This window comes from Prescottella agglutinans (assembly GCF_004011865.1).
Lineage (GTDB): Bacteria > Actinomycetota > Actinomycetes > Mycobacteriales > Mycobacteriaceae > Prescottella > Prescottella agglutinans.
Map to the genome: position 1 here is coordinate 54,972 of NZ_RKLP01000015.1, position 17,251 is coordinate 72,222.

Sequence of the window (17,251 nt, forward strand, 5' to 3'; positions counted from 1 at the left end):
CTGAAGTCGATTCGGCTGAAGGGTCCCTTCGTGCGCTGTGCGCGCGTGAAGGGACCCTTCAGCTCTTCTGGGAGAGGGGATCGTTGTGGGAAAGCTCGACGAGAGGGTCGCGATCGTCACCGGCGCCGGCATGGGCATCGGACGCGGGATCGCGGGTGCGTTCGCACGTGAGGGCGCGAACGTGCTGGTGGCCGAGATCGACACGGCCGCGGGTGAATCGACCGCCCAGTGGCTGCGGGACGAGTGGGGCGTCAAGGCCGAGTTCCTGCAGACCGACATCACCGACAAGGACCAGGTGCACGCCATGGTCGACGGGGCGGTGGCGCAGTTCGGTCGGCTCGACATCCTCGTGAACAACGCGTGGCGCAGTTCGGGATTCGCTCGCTTCGAGAACATGACGGACGAGCAGCTGCGGGGCGGCTTCGACATGGCCGTCATGGCCGCGTTCTGGGGTATGCAGCGGGCCCTGCCGGAACTGGCGAAGCGTGGCACCGGCCGCGTCATCAACCTGGCCAGTCTCAACGGTGTGAACGCGCACATGTACTCGGTGCACTACAACGCCGCCAAGGAGGCGCTGCGGACGCTCACCCGCACGGCTGCCCGCGAGTGGGCGCCGAAGCAGGTGTGCTGCAACGTGATCTGTCCCGGCGCGCAGAGCGAGGCGTACCGCCGGGTCAAGGAGGCGAATCCGCAGATGGCGGCGTCCATGGCGGAGGCGAACCCGATGGGACGGATCGGTGATCCGCTCGACGACATCGGTCCGGTCGCGGTGTTCCTCGCGAGCGACGACTCCCGGTACGTCACCGGCAACACGCTCTTCGTCGACGGCGGCGGTCACATCAACGGCGTGCAGTGGGCGCCCCAGGTGGACTGACGCTGGGGCGCCCGACCCGTCAGTTGAAGGGGGTGTCGACGACGCTGCCGTACGAGCTGCCGAAGCTGCCCGTGGACGTGCTGCCGAGGCTGCCGCTGGAGCTGCCCAGGCCCAGGCTGCCGAGACCCAGGCTGCCGAGACCCAGGCTGCCGGTGGCGGGCTGGCCGCCGATGATAATGGTCGCGCTGCCCAGGTTTCCGGTATTGACGCCGCCGAAAGGCCCGAGCAGCGTCTGCATCCCGCCGGACGGATCGAACGAGCCGAGCGAGCCGAACGGGCTCGGCTCGGGAATGACGAGCGCGCCCGCCGTGCTCGGCGCAAAGGCCGTCAGCGCCGCCGCGGCGCCCGCGGCCAGCACGACCGTCCCGAGAGCCGCTCGCACGCGCGATCGTTTCGTCGTCGACCGCCGTGCCGTCGGGTCGTTCACCACCATGATTGAGCTCCTTCTGTCGATGTTTTGACGTATAGAACACGACAAGAGGGCCGCCGGTGGTGAGAACGGGCGGATTCGCTCCGATTGTTTGTTCCGCGGGAATCCTTCGGAGACCTCAGCTTCCTCGATCGCCGCCTGTCCGAAAGATCCAATCGCGCGACCGAGGCTGCCCCTAGCCTGGTGCCATGACTCCTCAGTTGAATGCGATCGGGCTCGTCACTACGGATCTCGCTGCATCCCTGCGGTTCTACCGCCTTCTCGGTCTCGACATCCCCGCCGACGCCGAGTCGCAGCCACACGTCGAGGCGGTCGCCGGCGGGGTCCGCCTGATGTGGGACACCGTCGAGGTGGTCGAGTCGTTCGGCGGCCCGTACACCCCGCCCACCGGCGATTCCCGCGTCTCGCTCGCGTTCGCGTGCGACGGCCCCGCGGAGGTGGACGAGGTGTGGGCGCGGCTCGCGGAGGCCGGGCACGGGGAGGTCGAACCGTTCGACGCCCCGTGGGGTCAGCGCTACGCGACCGTGAAGGACCCCGACGGCAACGGAGTGGACCTGTTCGCGCCGTTGCCGGGCTGACGCAGATTCCCGAAGGGGCGGCCGGTGATGCGACGGGACTCGCGGATGAGGTGGGCCTGGTCCACGTAGCCGCACTCGGCGGCCACGACGGCCGACGGAGTTCCGAGCCGAGCGAGGTCCCGGGCCCGCTGCAACCGGAGGATGCCGGACAGGGTCTTGGGCCCGTAGCCGAAGCTCCGCGTCCCCAGTCGGTGCAGTGCGCGGGCGGACAGCCCGACGGTGTCCGCCACCTCGGCGACGGACCGGCCGGCGGCGAGCAGGCGGGCGGTCTCGGTCACGACCGGTCCGGGGGATCCGACCTCCGCGAGTCGCGCCCGGGTGAACGCCTCGAACACATCCGCCGCATCGTGCGGGTCCAAGCCGACGAACCCCGCAGCGGCCCGCCGACCGATCACGTCGGCCAGCGGAACCCGCCGATCACGCAGGTGTGCGGCGGGGACACCGAGCAGGTGGGGAAGCACCCCGGGCGGGAGCCGCAGTCCGACGCCGGGCACCGATGAGCCGGCCACCGCGAACGGCTGCGTGTCGGGTCCGGCGACGACGACGTCGCCGGACCGCCACACCAGGTCCATGCAGCCGTCGGGCAGCACCGAGCCGTCGGTGGAGCGGACGCTGTGCCACACCACCGCTCCCGGAACCACGCGCGACGGGTGCTCGCTGTACACGGCCCCAGTACAGCACGCGGGGCCGACAGTCTCAGCCCAGCCGCAGGCGCAGGGCGTCGAGCGGATCGGAGCCGTCGCGACGACCGCGCGGTCCGTCGCCCTCCGGCATCGTGAGCCGACCGGCGTCGGAGCGGGTCCACTCCCGGACCGCCCAGCGTTCGGCGATGGCCCACTTGCCGTCGCGGCGCTCCATGAGGTCCACGTATCGGCAGCCGCTCGTGAAGTTGACCATGCCGATGCCCTCGCCGCCGCCCCAGTGTGCTGCGGTGGAGTACGCCTCGCTGACGGCGAAGTCGCCGTGGAGTTCGACCAGGTGATTGCCGATGTGGTGCATGGTGCCGCCGATCGCCCGCAGCTTGGGCTCCACCCACGTGACGAAATCGTCCACGCTGCCGTCGAATCCGGTGTGATGGTCGATCGCGTCGGGGTGGTAGGCGTCGCGCACCAGATCGAAGTCGAGGCGGTCGATGCCGCGGCAGTAGCGCATGACCACCTCGTAGATGGCCTGCTTGTCGAGCAGTTCGGCAATCGCCGTGTCCCTGTCCAACGTCGTCATCGCGTCGCCTCCGCAGTGTCCTCGATCCTGGACTTCAGTCCTACCGCCCAGTCGATCAGCTCCGGAACCTCTTCTCCCACTGTGCAGAAAGTGGCAGGTCGGAAGACTGCGACCGTCGCGCCGGCGGCATGCCAGGACAGGGCCTTCTCGGCGGTGGCATCCAGGTCGACGGTGCCGTTGTCGCGGCGCTCGGGAGACACCGACACCTGCACGACGGGGGAGCGGGGGTCGCGACCGTGCGCCTCGAAGGTGCCGCGCAGGAGCGCGACGCTGTCCGAGAAGGTCTGCATGTCAGCGGGATTGACGGTCCAGCCGTCGGCGACACGGGCGATGCGGTCGAAGTTGCGCTGACTCGGACCGAACCCGAAGATCACCGGCACCCGGTCCTGTACCGGCAGCGGTCGGGCATGGAAGTCCTCGAACGAGAACTCGCGGCCCCGGAAGGTGGCCGGCGCGTTGGTCCACAGTTCGCGGCACGCGCGGACGGTGTCCTCCATGCGGCCGAAGCGCGCGTCGAACGGCATGTTGGTGGCCGTGTACTCGGCCTCCTGCCAGCCGCCGCCCATCCCGATCGCGGCGCGGCCCTCGGACAGCCGGTCGAGGGTGGCGATCTGCTTGGCCAGCAGGACCGGCGGTCGCACCGTGGCGATCAGGACCGACACATTGAGCAGCGCGCGCTCGGTGACGGCCGCGACCGACGACAGCAGCGACAGCGGCTCGTACCAGTCGTGTTCGATCGGGAACGGGAAGCCGTTGGTGCGCACCCGGTCCGCGTGCGCGGCCGCGTTGAAGCCGAGATGATCCCCGGTGGAGATCATGTCGATTCCCGCGCGGTCCGCGGCCGCGGCTACGTCGAGCACCGGGCGGATCCGTCCGGCGAAGAGGTTCTCGGCTCCGAGAATGTTCAGACCGACCTGCATGGTGCTCCTGTTCCGCGGCTACGCGTTCGGCAGCTCGCTCGTCGTTGTGAACTCGTCGACCACGAACTGCAGGGTCTTGGACATGTCCAGGAAGAGGTTCGCGTCCGCCGCCACGGGGCCGCCGATCGCGGGATCGGCGTGCGCGGCGAGCATGGCCTCGTAGCCGGCCCGGTCCTCGAACCACATCTCGGTGATGACGTCGAAGATCGGATCGGCCACCCCGGGCGCCCGCACGCTGTCGGTGAGGTCGACGAAGTTGCGGCGGTACTCCTTGATCTGCGGGAACGACCGCAGGATCAGCGGGACATGGATGGTCTCGTAGTGCTCGATGAACTGTCCTCGGGTCAGTTCGGACTTACGGGCGAGCAGCGCTACAGCTTTGAACATGGATCCTTCCTCATCAAGATCATTTGGGAGGGAAGATTCTCACAGAGTGCGCTGCGCGTGCTCGCCGAGGTTCCCGACCAGGTCGATGCAGGTCAGTCGCTGCGTGAACACCCACTCGCCGTCGACCACGGCGAAGGCGTCGAAGTAGCGGCCGGCCAGAATCGGCTGCAGGGGAAGGTTTTCGGTGGCCTGCAGCACCGTGAAGTACGACAGCGACGTCGCACCGCGGCAGTCGTCCGCCACCTCGACACGCAGGTTGGTGACCACGTGCTTGGTACGGGGTCGCGGGGGTGTGCCGTGCATCCGGATGAAGCTGCGGCACGCGTCCAGGACGCCGCACGGGTCGGAGTCTCGCACCGGCCCGAGCGGCGTCCCGTTCCCGTCGCACTGCCCGTACACCGCGTGCGCGAACAGATCCGCGACCTCCTCCAGCCGCGCCTCGTCGATCAGGTGCGTGTACAGGTGGGCGAGGTCGCGGATCGCCTCGACGGCGCCCAGGCGCTCGACCGTCCAGGCGGTCATCAGACCTGGATCTCGCGGCGGATCATCTTGCCGGTCGCGTTGCGCGGCAACAGGTCCGTCGTGAGGCGCCACTTCGTCGGCACCTTGAAGTACGACAGGCGCTCGGACGCGAACTCCCGCAGTTCCTCCTCGGTGACGGTCTCGCCGGGGACCACCACGACCACGGCCGAGACCTCCTGGCCCAGGTCGGGGTGCGGGGTGCCGATGACCGCGCACTCCTGCACCGCCGGGTGCTCGTCGAGGGTCTGCTCGATCTCGGTCGGGTACACGTTCTCGCCGCCCCGCAGGATCAGGTCGGAGCGACGTCCGGTGAGGCGCAGGCGCCCGTTCTCGACGACGCCGTAGTCACCGGTGCGCAGCCAGCGGTCCGGGGTGATCGAGTTCGCGGTCGCGTCGGGGTCGTTCCAGTAGCCGAGCATGACGAACGGGCTGCGCACGCACACCTCGCCCTCCATGCCGTCCGGCAGCCACTCGCCGAACGGGTCGCGGATCTCCATGCTCACCGTGAGGATCGGCCGGCCCAGCGTGCCCGGGTACTCCTCGAGTTCCGCGGAGCTGGCCACGGCGATCGCGGTGCTGCACTCGGTGAGCCCGTAGCTGTCGACGAGCGCATTGCGGGCGAACGGAACCTGTTCGCGCAGACGGTCCTTGAACGCGATCGACGACGGCGCCGACGCGAGCGAGAACGCCGTCAACGACGACAGGTCGTACTTGTCGAGGTTGCCGTGCTCGAGCAGGCGCGAGGCCATCGTCGGGACCGCACCCCAGTTGGTGACCCGTTCGCGCTCGATGAGGGAGAGGATCCGGTCGACGTCGAACGAGCCCTGGTTCATGACCAGTGCGCCGCCCATCGCGAGGCGCGGCACCGCCAGGTTGTGCAGGCTCGCGATGTGGAACAGCGGGGAGGTGAGCAGGTCGCGCATGTGCGTCGGCACGTTCGGATCGAACTGCTTGCCCGTGAATGCCGCCATGATCGCGCCGTTGTAGCGGTGGTAGTCGACGACGGCGAGCAGGTTGCGGTGCGAGTGCAGCGCACCCTTGGGGCGACCGCTGGTTCCGGACGTGAAGAGGATGACGGACGGATCGTCCTCGTCCACCTCGACGACGGGGCGGTCCGCGCCGGCGAACTCGGCGAACAGTCGGGGCAGGTCCTCCTCCATGGTCAGCACCGTGATGCCGGTGGTGTCGACGTCGGCGAGGGCGGCCGCGCGCTTGGCGTCGGCGATCAGCACCTTGGGCGTGCTGTGCTGCAGGCCGTACTCGATCTCGCGGGGGACCCACCAGCCGTTGAGCCCGACGGTGATGGCGCCGAGCGCCTGCGTCGCCCAGAACGAGGTGACCCATTCGGGGGTGTTGGCGGCGAGGATCGCGACACGGTCGCCCTTCGCCACGCCGTACCGCTCCTGCAGGGCGGCTGCCAGCGCGTAGGCGTCGGCGGCGTGCTGGGTGTAGGACACCCGGCGGTCCTGGGTGACCAGGTAGTCGCGATCGCCCCACTTGACGGACTCGGCCAGCAGCTCGCCCACGGCCTTGTTCCGATTCTTCATGACCGGCATCCGGGTACCGAGGACCGTTTCCTCGACGATCTCGAACGGCCCGCCGGGGCCCGTGAGGCGGGACATGACCTGATCCAGGTGCAGTTGCGGATCTGCGGGGGCAGTCATGAGTGACCTTTCTTCGGCGTCACAGTGTCGTTCTCGTCACCATTTGCGATCGAACGCCCAGGTCCCGGACCCGGGGTGTGGAATGTGACGGGCTTCTCACGGCAATTTCTCACGTCCGGAAGGTTCTGCGGTGGGAGTTACCACTCAGCGAGACTAACGGTGATCTGCCCGACAGCCCAGGGCTACTTTTCGCGAAAGAACGCTGCCCGAGGACCGGGACCGAATGCGCTGTACAACAGCGTGGTCGGTTTCGGAGAATCGACCTCGGTACCGGTCACCATGCCGGCACTTCGGGTGGCCATTTGGATCGCGCCCACCGGCGCCTCGACAGGAGAGAATGAGTTGGAACGCACCACGATTGCCGAGATGCTGCTCGATCGCGTCGGCGACGAGCACCTCGGTCTCCGGACTCGCGAGCAGGACTGGACGTGGGACGAGGTGGTTCGCGAGAGCGCCGCGTGCGGTTCGTTGGCGCAGTCCCTCCGGGTGGACGGTCCGTTCCACATCGGCGTCCTGCTCGAGAACGTGCCCGAATTCCTGTTCTGGCTCGGAGGGGCGGCGCTCACCGGCGCGACGATCGTCGGCATCAACCCGACGCGTGGTGCCACCGAGCTCGAGGCCGAGATCAAGTACGTCGACTGCCAGCTCATCGTCACCGACGCCGCCGGCATGGAGAAGCTGAAGGGCCTCGATCTGGGTCTGGCCGAGGACCGGTTCGTCCTGGTCGACGCCCCCGACTACCGCGCCCGGATCGACGCGCACCGGGCGGAGCCGGCGATCGCCGACGGCATCGACGAGTTCAGCCTGTACCTGCTGCTGTTCACGTCGGGCACCACCGGAATGTCCAAGGGCGTCAAGTGCAGCCAGGGTCGCCTGTCGCGACTGGCGTACGCCAACACCAAGAAGTACGGCCACAAGCGCGACGACGTCGACTACTGCCCCATGCCGCTGTTCCACGGCAACGCCCTCATGGCGCTGTGGGCGCCGGCGCTCGCGAACGGCGCGACGGTCTGCCTGCCGGAGGCCCGCAAGTTCTCCGCGTCCGGCTTCCTGCCCGACGTGAAATTCTTCGGCGCCACGTTCTTCACCTACGTCGGCAAGGCGCTGTCCTACCTCATGGCGACGCCCGAGCAGCCGGACGACAAGGACAACGAGCTCGAGCGCGGCTTCGGCACCGAGGCCTCGCCCGAGGACAAGGCCGAGTTCGTCCGCCGGTTCGGCGCCGAACTGTTCGAGGGCTACGGCTCGTCGGAGGGCGCCGGTTCGGTCAAGCTCGACCCCGAGGCGCCGGCGGGCGCCCTCGGTCGTCCCGCCCACGACGGGATCGCCGTCGTGAACCCGGAGACCCGGGAGGAGTGCGCTCGCGCGATCCTCGACGAGCACGGCCGGGTGCTGAACCCGGACGAGGCCATCGGCGAGATGATCAACAAGGAGGGTGTCCGCGCGTTCGAGGGCTACTACAAGAACGACGCCGCCGACTCCGACCGCATCAAGCACGGCTGGTACTGGACGGGCGACCTCGGCTACGTCGACGAGGCGGGCTTCATCTACTTCGCCGGCCGCAAGGGCGACTGGATCCGGGTCGACGGCGAGAACACCTCGGCGCTGATGATCGAGCGTGTGCTGCGCCGCCACCCCGAGGTCATCGCCACGGGCGTGTACGCCATCCCGGACCCGCGGTCGGGCGACCAGGTGATGGCCGCGATCGAGGTCGACTCGCTCGAGTCGTTCGACGCCGTCAAGTTCGCCGAGTACCTCGCGGGCCAGGACGATCTCGGCAGCAAGGCGACGCCGCGTTTCGTGCGGGTGTCCACCAACCTGCCGATCACCGGATCCAACAAGGTCCTCAAGCGGGAACTGCAGGCCGAACTGTGGCGCACCGACGAGCCGGTGTACCGCTGGGAGGGTCGCGGCGAGCCGGTCTACAAGCCGATGACGGCCGACGACAAGGCGGCGCTCGAGGCCGAGTTCGTCGCGTCCGGTCGCCAGCGCTTCCTGGGCGCCTGAGATGACCCGCAAGGTCGCCCTCGTCACGGGCGCGAGCCGCGGCATCGGGCGTGAGATCGCGCTCGCGTTCGCGCGCAAGGGGTTCGACGTCGCGATCACCGCACGCACGGTCCGCGAAGGGGAGGGCGCCGTCACGCCGCGCACCCGCGCGGAGGGTGAGACGCTCATCGCCGTGCCCGGCAGCCTGGAGACGACGGCTGCGGAGATCGAGGCGTGTGGTGTCCGGGCGCTGCCGATCCGCATGGATCTGCTCGACCAGGACTCGGTGGTCGGTGCGGCCGACGAGGTCCTGCGCGAGTGCGGTCGAATCGACGTCCTCGTCAACAACGCGTACGCGCAGACGGCCGGTCACATGGAACGCATCCTCGACCTGCGTCTCGACGACGCCGAGGTCATGGTGCGCGGCAACTACCTGCACCAGCTGGCGCTGATCCAGCGGGTGCTGCCGTCGATGGTCGAGAACGGCGACGGTGTCGTGGTCAACCTGGTGTCCGGGTCGGCGACGACCGATCCGCCGGCCGCGCCCGGCGAGGGCGGCTGGGGTGTCGCGTACGCGGCGTCGAAGGCGGCCTTCGGCCGGCTCGCCGGGGCGGTCAACGCCGAGTACCGGGGCCGCGGCGTCCGCGCGTTCAATCTCAGCCCCGGGTTCGTCGTGACGGAGTCCGGCAGGGCGCGCGGTGGCACCGACAAGATCGAGGACGCCGGGTTCGACTCGGTTCCCGCGACGGTGCCGGCCGCCGCCGCGGTGTGGCTCGCGACCGCCCCGGAGGCCGAGCGTTTCCTCGGCCGGGTGGTCTGGGCGCCGAAGCTGGTCGCCGACCTGCCCGGTCCGTCCGCGTCCTGACGCGGCCGGACGGAGGGGGTTGCCCCCGGCGACGTGGACTGGTCTGATCGGATTTGTGCACTAGTGATTCCCGCTGGGCGAGATGCGCGCCCCGGCGACCCGGTGCGCTGGTTAGCGTCCGGACCAACGCAGGCAGACAGCCGTCACCCGTGGCGGCTGTCTGCTTTGGCAATGACGTCGTTTGTCAGTCGTTTGTTGTTAGGGAGAGTAACGATGGATTTGAGGGAATCCCCCGAACAGCTCGCGCTCCGCAAGGAGCTGCGCGCGTACTTCGCGGCCCTTCTGCCCGAGGAGAAGCGTCGCAAGGCCGGCGAGGAGGGCGTGGGCGGCCAGTACTTCCGTGAGGTCGTCAAGCTGCTCGGCAAGGACGGCTGGCTGGGTATCGGTTGGCCCAAGGAGTACGGCGGACAGGGCCGCTCCATCGAGGAGCAGTTCGTCTTCTTCGACGAGGTGCAGCGCGCCGGTCTGCCGTTCCCGTTCGTCACGGTCAACACCGTCGGCCCGACGCTGATGAAGTACGGCACCGAGGAGCAGAAGGAACGTTTCCTGCCGGGCATCCTCGCGGGCGACATCGTCTTCGCGATCGGCTACACCGAGCCCGAGGCCGGCACCGACCTCGCCTCGCTCAAGACCCGCGCGGTCCTCGACGGCGAGGAGTGGGTGGTCGACGGCAACAAGATCTTCACGTCGGGCGCCAACACCGCCGACTACGTGTGGCTCGCGTGCCGCACCGATCCGGAGGCCCCCAAGCACAAGGGCATCTCGATCCTGGTGGTCCCCACCGACGACCCGGGCTTCTCGTGGTCGCCGATCCCGACCGTCGGCGGCCTCATGGTCACCTCGACGTACTACAGCAGCATCCGTGTCCCGCAGAAGGACATCATCGGGCAGGTCAACGGCGGCTGGCAGCTGATCGCCGCGCAGCTCAACCATGAGCGCATCGGCCTCGCCGCGATCGGTGGCCGCACCTACGGCCTGTGGCACCAGGTCCTGGAGTGGGCCAAGGAGAACGGTGCCATCGAGATTCCGTGGGTGCAGCAGGAATTCGCGCGCACGCACGCGAAGCTCGAGGCGATGCGCCTGCTGAACTGGAAGATGACGGCCGCCGTCGCGGCAGACACGCTCTCGGGTGCGGACGCCGGCGCCACCAAGGCGTACGGCACCGAGACCCACATCGACGTGTACCGCACGCTGCTCGGCATTCTCGGCGCCGCGGGCCGCATCCGCCCCGAGTCGCCGGGTGCGCTGCTGGCCGGTCAGATCGAGCAGATCTCCCGCCAGGGCATGGTCAACACGTTCGGCGGCGGCGTCAACGAGGTCCTGCGCGACATGGTCGGCACGATGGGCCTGGGCCTCGCGCGTGAGAAGAGGGTCAAGTGAGCGAATTCCTCACCAAGCTCAAGGCATTCGAGGGTCAGGTCCTGACCTCCACGACGTGGGGTCCGGACGAGGTCAACACCCCGATGATCCGCCACTGGGTCGAGACGATGGGCGACACCAGCCCGATCTACCTCGACGACGACGCGGCCCGGGCGACCGGCCGTGACGGCGCCGTCGCACCCGCGCTCATGGCGCAGGTGTGGACCATGCGCACGTTCAACGACAAGATGGCGAACAACGATCCGTCGCAGGTGTGGACCGATCTGATCGCCACGCTCGACGACGAGGGCTTCACGTCCGTCGTCGCGACCGACTCGGATTTCGAGTTCTTCGTGGAACTACGCCCCGGCGATCGGGTTTCGCTCACCGAGGTGATCGAGGACATCTCCGAGGAGAAGAAGACGGGCCTCGGCGTCGGTCACTTCGTCACGACGCTCAAGACCTACCGCCGCGGCGGTGCCGCGAATGCGCACAGTGGGGACGACGAGGTCGTCGCGACGCAGCGCTGGCGCACGCTGCGCTTCAAGCCGAAGGGCAGCGAGAAGGCCGCAGAGAAGCCGGCGGAGAAGGCAGAGAAGTCTTCGGGGCCGATCCCGGGTCTGCGCCCGCGTCCGGCGCTCAACGCCGACAACGCCTTCTGGTTCGAGGCCGCCAAGCAGCACCGCCTGGTGATCCAGCGCTGCACCAACTGCGGCGTGCTGCGCCACCCCACCGGACCGATGTGCGGTGCGTGCCAGTCGCTCGACTGGGACACCGTCGACGCCTCGGGCCGTGGCACCGTCTACAGCTTCGTCGTCAACCACCACCCGCAGATCCCCGGATTCGAGTACCCGCTCATCGTGGCGACGATCGAGCTCGAAGAGGGCACCCGCCTGATCGCGAACATGACCGGCATCGCGCCGGAGGACGTCGAGATCGACATGCCGGTGGAACTGGACTGGATCGACGCCGACCCGGATCTGACGCTGCCCGCGTTCCGGCCGGCCGCACGGGAGGACTCCTGATGGACTTCAACTTCAGCGAAGAGCAAGAGGCAATTCGCAACCTCGCCGACGAGGTCTTCACCAGCAAGGCCGACATCGACCGCGTCAAGCAGGTCGAGCTGAGCGACGAGCGCATCGATCGCGATCTGTGGCGCGAACTCGCGAACACCGGTCTGCTCGGCATCGCGCTGCCCGAGGATCTCGGCGGCGGCGGCCTGGGCCTGTCCGAGCTGTACGTGCTGCTCGAGCAGCAGGGCCGCCACGTCGCGCCCGTGCCGATCTGGCAGTCGGCCCTCGCGGCCCTCGCGGTCGCCGAGTTCGGCACCGACGCGCAGCGCACCGCGCTGGTCCCGGGTGTCGCCGAGGGCACCAGCTTCCTCACGATCGGTCTCGAGGAGTTCGGCCCGTACGTCGACGGTGACCCGCAGACCGCCGCCACCGAGGCCGCCGGCCAGTGGACCCTGACCGGCGCCAAGGCCGTCGTCCCGATCACCCACGTCGCGGACCGCGCGATCGTCTCGGCGACCACGCCGACCGGTTCCGCGCTGTTCGTCGTCGACCTCGCCGCCGCCGGTGTCTCGGTGGAGCAGACGCAGTCCACCAACTGGGAGATCTGCGGCAACGTCACCTTCGAGTCCGCGCCCGCGGAGCTGCTCGGCCCCGCCGACGGCACCACCGCGCGGTGGCTGCAGGACCGCGTCGAGCTCGCCCTGGCCGCGATCCAGCTCGGTGTCGGCTCCGGCGCGGTCGCGCAGGCCGTCACGTACCTCAACGGCCGCCAGCAGTTCGGGCGCCCGCTCGCGACGTTCCAGGCCGTCAACCACCAGCTCGCCGACTGCTATATCGACCTGCAGGCGATGAGCGTGACCCTCTGGCAGGCCGCCCAGAACCTCGTCGACGGCACGGATGCCGGCACCTCGGTCCTGGTCGCGAAGTGGTGGGCCACCGACGGCGGCCAGCGCATCGTGCACCGCACCACGCACCTCCACGGCGGCATGGGTGTCGACACCGACTACCCGGTGCACCGGCACCTGCTGTGGGGCAAGCAGATCGGCGCCACCCTCGGTGGTTCGGCGTCCGACCTCGCGCGGCTGGGCGCACAGCTCGCCGCGGGTGTCGAGGTGGTCGGATGACCGCCACCGCACCCGCGCTGACGGGCCGCAGCTACGACGACATCACGGTCGGCGAGGTGCTGCCCGAGCTGGCCATCCCGCTGACCCGCACGCTGATCGTCTCGACGGCCATCGCCACCCGCGACTTCCAGGACGTGCACCACGACCCCGAGCTGGCGCAGCAGCGCGGCAGCAAGGACGTGTTCATGAACATCCTCACCAGCAACGGGCTGGCGGGGCGGTTCGTCACGGACTGGGCCGGACCGGTCGCGACGGTGCGCCGCGTGAAGATCCGCCTCGGTGCCCCGAACTACCCGGGCGACACCATGACGATGACGGGTGAGGTGGTCTCGAAGGAGAACGGCCTCGTCGAGGTGAAGGTCGTGGGCGCGAACAGCCTGGGCAACCACCTGTCGGGCACCGTTACGGTCGCCTACCCGGCCGCTAGCGAAGGGAAGGACGCCTGATGGCAGTCAGCCCGCTCTCGGGTGCCGCCGCGATCGTCGGCATCGGCGCCACCGAGTTCTCGAAGAAGTCCGGTCGCTCCGAGCTGCAGCTCGCGTGCGAGGCGGTCACCGCCGCGCTCGCCGACGCCGGTATCGCACCGTCCGAGGTCGACGGTCTGAGCACCTTCACGATGGAGACGAACGGCGAGATCCTCGTCGCCCGCAACTGCGGGCTGGGGGAGCTCAAGTTCTTCTCCCGGATCGGCTACGGCGGCGGCGCGGCATGCGCGTCGGTGCAGCAGGCGGCGATGGCCGTCGCGACCGGCGTCGCCGACGTCGTGGTGGTCTACCGTGCGTTCAACGAACGCTCCGGTATGCGTTTCGGCCTGGGCCAGCACGACCGCCCGATGGACTCGACCGCTGACCGCGCAGCCTACGCGTGGCTGACCCCGCAGGGACTGGCGACTCCCGCCCAGTGGGTCGCGATGTTCGCTCGGCGGTACATGCACCAGTACGGTGCCACGAGTGAGGATTTCGGTCGGGTCGCTGTCGTGGCGCGCAAGCACGCCGCGAACAACCCCGCCGCGTGGTTCTACGGCAAGCCCATCACGCTCGAGGACCACCAGAACTCCCGGTGGATCGCCGAGCCGCTGCACCTGCTCGACTGCTGCCAGGAGACCGACGGCGGCCAGGCCCTCGTCATCGTCTCGGCCGAGCGCGCCAAGAGCCTGCGCAACAAGCCCGCGATCATCAAGGGCGCCGCTCAGGGGTCGGGCAAGGACCAGCACATGATGACCAGCTACTACCGTCCCGACATCACGGGTATCCCCGAGATGGGTCTGGTCGGTCGTCAGCTGTACTCGCAGGCGGGCCTGACGCCGGACGACATCAACGCCGCGATCCTCTACGACCACTTCACTCCTCTGGTGCTCCCGCAGCTCGAGGAACTCGGTTTCTGCCGTCCCGGCGAGGCCAAGGACTTCATCCGCGAGGGCAATCTGGAGATCGGTGGACGGCTGCCGAGCAACACGCACGGCGGTCAGGTCGGTGAGGCGTACCTGCACGGCGTCAACGGGATCGCGGAGGCGGTCCGGTTGGTGCGGGGCACGTCCACCAACCAGCCCGAGGGTGTCGAGAACGTGCTCGTCACGGCGGGAACCGCGGTTCCCACGAGTGGCCTGATTCTCGGCGCCGCCTGACCCGAATTAGTTGGAAGGACCGAGAGATGACGGCAGTGGAGCAGAAGCCGGCCGGCGCGTGGCGTGGGGTCGACCTCGGCACCCGCACGGTGAGCTACGACGAGCGCGACGCGATCCTGTACGCGCTGGCCGTGGGTGCGAAGGCCACCGACCTGGACCTCGTCATGGAGGACCGGCTTCGGGTGCTGCCGACGTTCGCGCTGACGCTGGCCCAGTGGGCTCCCGACGAGCTGGGGCAGCGCGGTGCCTTCGACATGAAGACCGCGCTGCACGGCTCGCAGGAGCTGAAGGTGCTCGCGCCGCTGCCCCGCAGCGGTGAGGTCACGCTGAAGGCCAGCGTCGGCGAGGTCTGGGACAAGGGCGCTGCGGCGGTGTTCGAGGTCAAGGTCGAGTGCGAGTACTTCGTCGCGACCTGGTCCCTGTTCGCCCCGGGCGCAGGCGGATTCGGTGGCGAGCGTGGCCCGTCCAAGCCGCCGGCACCGGAGGGCGAGGCCAACGTGACGGCTCAGCTCGAGACGGCGTTCAACGTGGCCGCGCTGTACCGTCTCACGGGCGACCGCCACCACATCCACATCGATCCGGCCGCCGCCGCGGGCATCGGTCAGCCGCGTCCGATCATGCACGGCCTGTGCACGCTCGCCGCGTCGACGCTGCCGCTCGCCAAGGAACTCGGCGTGCACCCGGCGGACCTGACCGAGCTGCAGGGCCGCTTCGCCGCGCCGGTGTTCCCCGGTGACACGGCGGAGCTGAAGGCCTGGGGCGACGCCTCCGGCCTGTCGTTCGAGCTGGTCCGCGAGGGCAAGCCGGCGATCTCCGGCGGTTACGCGGTGTTCACCAAGTAGGTGTGCGACGACCGAATGTCACATGCGTTCAGTCCAACTCGACGCATGTGACATTCGGCCAGGACTTCAGCTGCGGGAGCGCTCGACGAAATCGCGCTCCCGCAGCTGTTCTCATTTCGGCTCAGCTGCCCTGCGTCGCCATGTAGCGGGCCGGGTACTCGCCGCCGCCGTGGACGGCCAGGTCGGCGCCGTTGACGTACGACGACAGGTCGCTGCCCAGGAACAGGCACGCCTTGGCGATGTCGGCGGGCACGGCCATGCGCTCCATCGGCAGGGTGCGGGTGACGGCGGCGCCGCCGTCCTCGCCGTACACCGACGCTGCCGCCTCGGTACGGATCAGACCGGTCGTGATGTGGTTGACGCGGACCTTCGGGGCCCACTCGAGGGCCAGGGCCTTGGTCAGGCCGAGCAGTCCGGCCTTGGCCGCGGTGTAGGCGGCGGTGCCAGGCTGCGGCTGGTGCGCCGAGACGCTGCCGATGTTGACGATCGCGCCGCCGGTCTCCTGTTCGCGCATAACGATATTCGCGGCCTGCGCCATGTAGTACGGCGCGAGCAGGTTGAGTGCGACGATCTTCTCCACGAAGCGCGGCGACACGGTGGCCGCGTCGGCGTCCGGGGAGCCGCCGGCGTTGTTGACCAGTACGTCGAGACGGCCGAAGCGGGAGACCGCGTCCTCCATCAGGGCGGTCGCGTCGGCGGGGTCGCGGACGTCCACCGCCCGGAAGGCGGCACTGCGGCCGTCGACCGTCGGGAGCGTCTCCGGTTCGTTGCGTGCGCACACCAGGACGTCGGCGCCGGCCTGCAGGAAGTGCTCGGCGATGGCGAAGCCGATGCCCTTGGTGCCGCCCGTGACGACCACTGTGCGACCGGAGTAGTCGATCGGGTTGGGGTAGTTCATGCGAACTGCCTTTCTGTCGTGTCGCAGCGCCCGCACACCGTGAGGATCATTGGTGCCCAGAAGTTTTCGCCATCGATTTCGCGAAAACGCTGCGCTCAAGCAAATGCTTGGTTGAGAATAGTCGACTGGAGGCCTGTAACACCAGGTCTGCGCAGTTCACGAGACTTCGAGAGCGGGGATACATGGGCAAGCTCGACGGCAAGGTCGCACTGATCACGGGCGCCGGTCAGGGCATCGGTCAGGGCATCGCGCACGCTCTGGCCAAGGAGGGCGTCTCGATCGCCGTTTCGGGCCGGACCGAGTCGAAACTCGTCAAGACGGTCGAACAGATCGAGTCCTACGGCGGCAAGGCGCTGGCCGTGCCGTGCGACGTCAGCAAGGCCGAGGACATCGATGCGGCGGTCGCGCGCACCGTCGAGTTCTTCGGCGGCGTCGACGTCCTGGTGAACAACGCCAACGACTGCAAGCCCGGACCGCTGCTGTCCGTCACCGACGAGGACTTCGAGCGCTCGTTCGAGACGGGTCCGCTCGCGACGTTGCGTCTGATGCGGGCGTGCTACCCGTCGATGAAGGAGCGCGGCGGCGGTTCCATCATCAACCTCGTGACGTCGGCGGCGGTGCGATGGGACGCGAGCAACTACGGCGCATACGCCGCGACCAAGGAGGGGATGCGGGCGCTGACCCGTGCCGCGGCCTGCGAATGGGGCATCGACGGCATCCGCGTCAATGCAATTGCGCCGCACGCCCTGTCGCCGGCGCTCGAGTGGTGGATCAACGAGTACCCCGAGGAGGCCGAGGAGTTCAAGGCCGGTATTCCGTTGCGCCGCATCGGTGATCCGGAGAGCGACATCGGACGGGCCGTCGTCTTCCTGGTGAGCAGCGATGCCGGCTATCTCAGCGGCGCGACCATCCCGCTCGACGGCGGCCAGTCCCGCTGGGGCTGA

At 68.9% G+C, this 17,251-nt stretch carries 19 protein-coding genes; 11 read left to right on the forward strand and 8 right to left on the reverse strand.

All coding sequences use genetic code 11. From position 1 onward, the window contains the following. Positions 1-85: 85 nt before the first annotated feature. A complete protein-coding gene (locus EGT67_RS23845) occupies positions 86-874 on the forward strand; it encodes an SDR family NAD(P)-dependent oxidoreductase (RefSeq protein ID WP_127918588.1) in 789 nt (262 codons plus the stop codon). Positions 875-893: 19 nt separating this feature from the next. On the opposite strand, the gene EGT67_RS23850 is transcribed toward EGT67_RS23845, so the two are convergent. Next, entirely contained in the window at positions 894-1,307 is a 414-nt protein-coding gene (locus EGT67_RS23850) for a hypothetical protein (RefSeq protein WP_127918589.1), read from the reverse strand. A 185-nt stretch (positions 1,308-1,492) separates the two neighbouring features. Between EGT67_RS23850 and EGT67_RS23855 the strand changes: the two genes are divergently transcribed. Further along, positions 1,493-1,882 carry a VOC family protein gene (locus EGT67_RS23855; protein ID WP_127918590.1) on the forward strand — a complete coding sequence of 130 codons (390 nt, stop codon included), beginning with the start codon at positions 1,493-1,495 and terminating at the stop codon, positions 1,880-1,882. Here EGT67_RS23855 and EGT67_RS23860 read toward each other — a convergent pair. Genes EGT67_RS23860 through casG form a run of 6 tightly spaced genes read right to left on the reverse strand, consistent with a single transcriptional unit; the run spans position 1,819 to position 6,596 of the window. Beyond that, on the reverse strand, positions 1,819-2,547 hold the full coding sequence (locus tag EGT67_RS23860) for a helix-turn-helix domain-containing protein (protein ID WP_127918591.1): 729 nt from the start codon (positions 2,545-2,547) through the stop codon (positions 1,819-1,821). The genes EGT67_RS23855 and EGT67_RS23860 overlap by 64 nt on opposite strands. Before the next feature lie 31 nt (positions 2,548-2,578). Then, positions 2,579-3,103, reverse strand: a complete 525-nt coding sequence (locus EGT67_RS23865) for a nuclear transport factor 2 family protein (RefSeq protein WP_127918592.1) — start codon at positions 3,101-3,103, stop codon at positions 2,579-2,581. Further along, positions 3,100-4,023, reverse strand: coding sequence for a TIGR03619 family F420-dependent LLM class oxidoreductase (locus tag EGT67_RS23870; protein ID WP_127918593.1), 924 nt, complete (start codon positions 4,021-4,023; stop codon positions 3,100-3,102). The genes EGT67_RS23865 and EGT67_RS23870 overlap by 4 nt, the downstream gene beginning before the upstream one ends. Before the next feature lie 18 nt (positions 4,024-4,041). Continuing rightward, on the reverse strand, positions 4,042-4,410 hold the full coding sequence (locus EGT67_RS23875) for an EthD domain-containing protein (RefSeq protein WP_127918594.1): 369 nt from the start codon (positions 4,408-4,410) through the stop codon (positions 4,042-4,044). Between the two features lie 39 nt (positions 4,411-4,449). After that, on the reverse strand, positions 4,450-4,932 hold the full coding sequence (locus EGT67_RS23880) for a nuclear transport factor 2 family protein (protein ID WP_127918595.1): 483 nt from the start codon (positions 4,930-4,932) through the stop codon (positions 4,450-4,452). Continuing rightward, positions 4,932-6,596: a steroid-24-oyl-CoA synthetase gene (casG, locus tag EGT67_RS23885; RefSeq protein ID WP_127918596.1), complete on the reverse strand. Its 1,665-nt coding sequence runs from the start codon at positions 6,594-6,596 to the stop codon at positions 4,932-4,934. The genes EGT67_RS23880 and casG overlap by 1 nt, the downstream gene beginning before the upstream one ends. Positions 6,597-6,962: 366 nt before the next feature. Here casG and casI point away from each other — a divergent pair, with 366 nt between their 5' ends. The 8 genes from casI (at position 6,963) to EGT67_RS23925 (ending at position 15,409) form a co-directional block, all read left to right on the forward strand. Beyond that, positions 6,963-8,603, forward strand: coding sequence for a steroid-22-oyl-CoA synthetase (gene casI, locus EGT67_RS23890; protein ID WP_241566225.1), 1,641 nt, complete (start codon positions 6,963-6,965; stop codon positions 8,601-8,603). A gap of 1 nt (position 8,604) precedes the next feature. Then, positions 8,605-9,447, forward strand: coding sequence for an SDR family NAD(P)-dependent oxidoreductase (locus EGT67_RS23895; RefSeq protein ID WP_127918598.1), 843 nt, complete (start codon positions 8,605-8,607; stop codon positions 9,445-9,447). A gap of 213 nt (positions 9,448-9,660) precedes the next feature. Continuing rightward, the gene (locus tag EGT67_RS23900) at positions 9,661-10,827 is read left to right on the forward strand and encodes an acyl-CoA dehydrogenase family protein (RefSeq protein ID WP_127918599.1); all 1,167 of its coding nucleotides are present in this window, start codon (positions 9,661-9,663) and stop codon (positions 10,825-10,827) included. Next, on the forward strand, positions 10,824-11,831 hold the full coding sequence (locus tag EGT67_RS23905) for a bifunctional MaoC family dehydratase N-terminal/OB-fold nucleic acid binding domain-containing protein (protein WP_127918600.1): 1,008 nt from the start codon (positions 10,824-10,826) through the stop codon (positions 11,829-11,831). The genes EGT67_RS23900 and EGT67_RS23905 overlap by 4 nt, the downstream gene beginning before the upstream one ends. Next, a complete protein-coding gene (locus EGT67_RS23910; protein WP_127918601.1) occupies positions 11,831-12,943 on the forward strand; it encodes an acyl-CoA dehydrogenase family protein in 1,113 nt (370 codons plus the stop codon). Before EGT67_RS23905 ends, EGT67_RS23910 begins: the two co-directional genes overlap by 1 nt. After that, a complete protein-coding gene (locus tag EGT67_RS23915) occupies positions 12,940-13,389 on the forward strand; it encodes a MaoC family dehydratase (protein WP_127918602.1) in 450 nt (149 codons plus the stop codon). The genes EGT67_RS23910 and EGT67_RS23915 overlap by 4 nt, the downstream gene beginning before the upstream one ends. Next, entirely contained in the window at positions 13,389-14,567 is a 1,179-nt protein-coding gene (locus EGT67_RS23920; RefSeq protein WP_127918603.1) for a lipid-transfer protein, read from the forward strand. The genes EGT67_RS23915 and EGT67_RS23920 overlap by 1 nt, the downstream gene beginning before the upstream one ends. Positions 14,568-14,593: 26 nt before the next feature. After that, the gene (locus EGT67_RS23925; RefSeq protein WP_127918604.1) at positions 14,594-15,409 is read left to right on the forward strand and encodes a MaoC/PaaZ C-terminal domain-containing protein; all 816 of its coding nucleotides are present in this window, start codon (positions 14,594-14,596) and stop codon (positions 15,407-15,409) included. 121 nt (positions 15,410-15,530) lie between these two features. Here EGT67_RS23925 and EGT67_RS23930 read toward each other — a convergent pair whose 3' ends face one another. Next, a complete protein-coding gene (locus EGT67_RS23930; RefSeq protein WP_127918605.1) occupies positions 15,531-16,307 on the reverse strand; it encodes an SDR family oxidoreductase in 777 nt (258 codons plus the stop codon). A gap of 182 nt (positions 16,308-16,489) precedes the next feature. Here EGT67_RS23930 and EGT67_RS23935 point away from each other — a divergent pair, with 182 nt between their 5' ends. Then, positions 16,490-17,251 (forward strand): SDR family NAD(P)-dependent oxidoreductase, encoded by a 762-nt coding sequence (locus EGT67_RS23935; RefSeq protein ID WP_127918606.1) that lies wholly within the window; start codon positions 16,490-16,492, stop codon positions 17,249-17,251.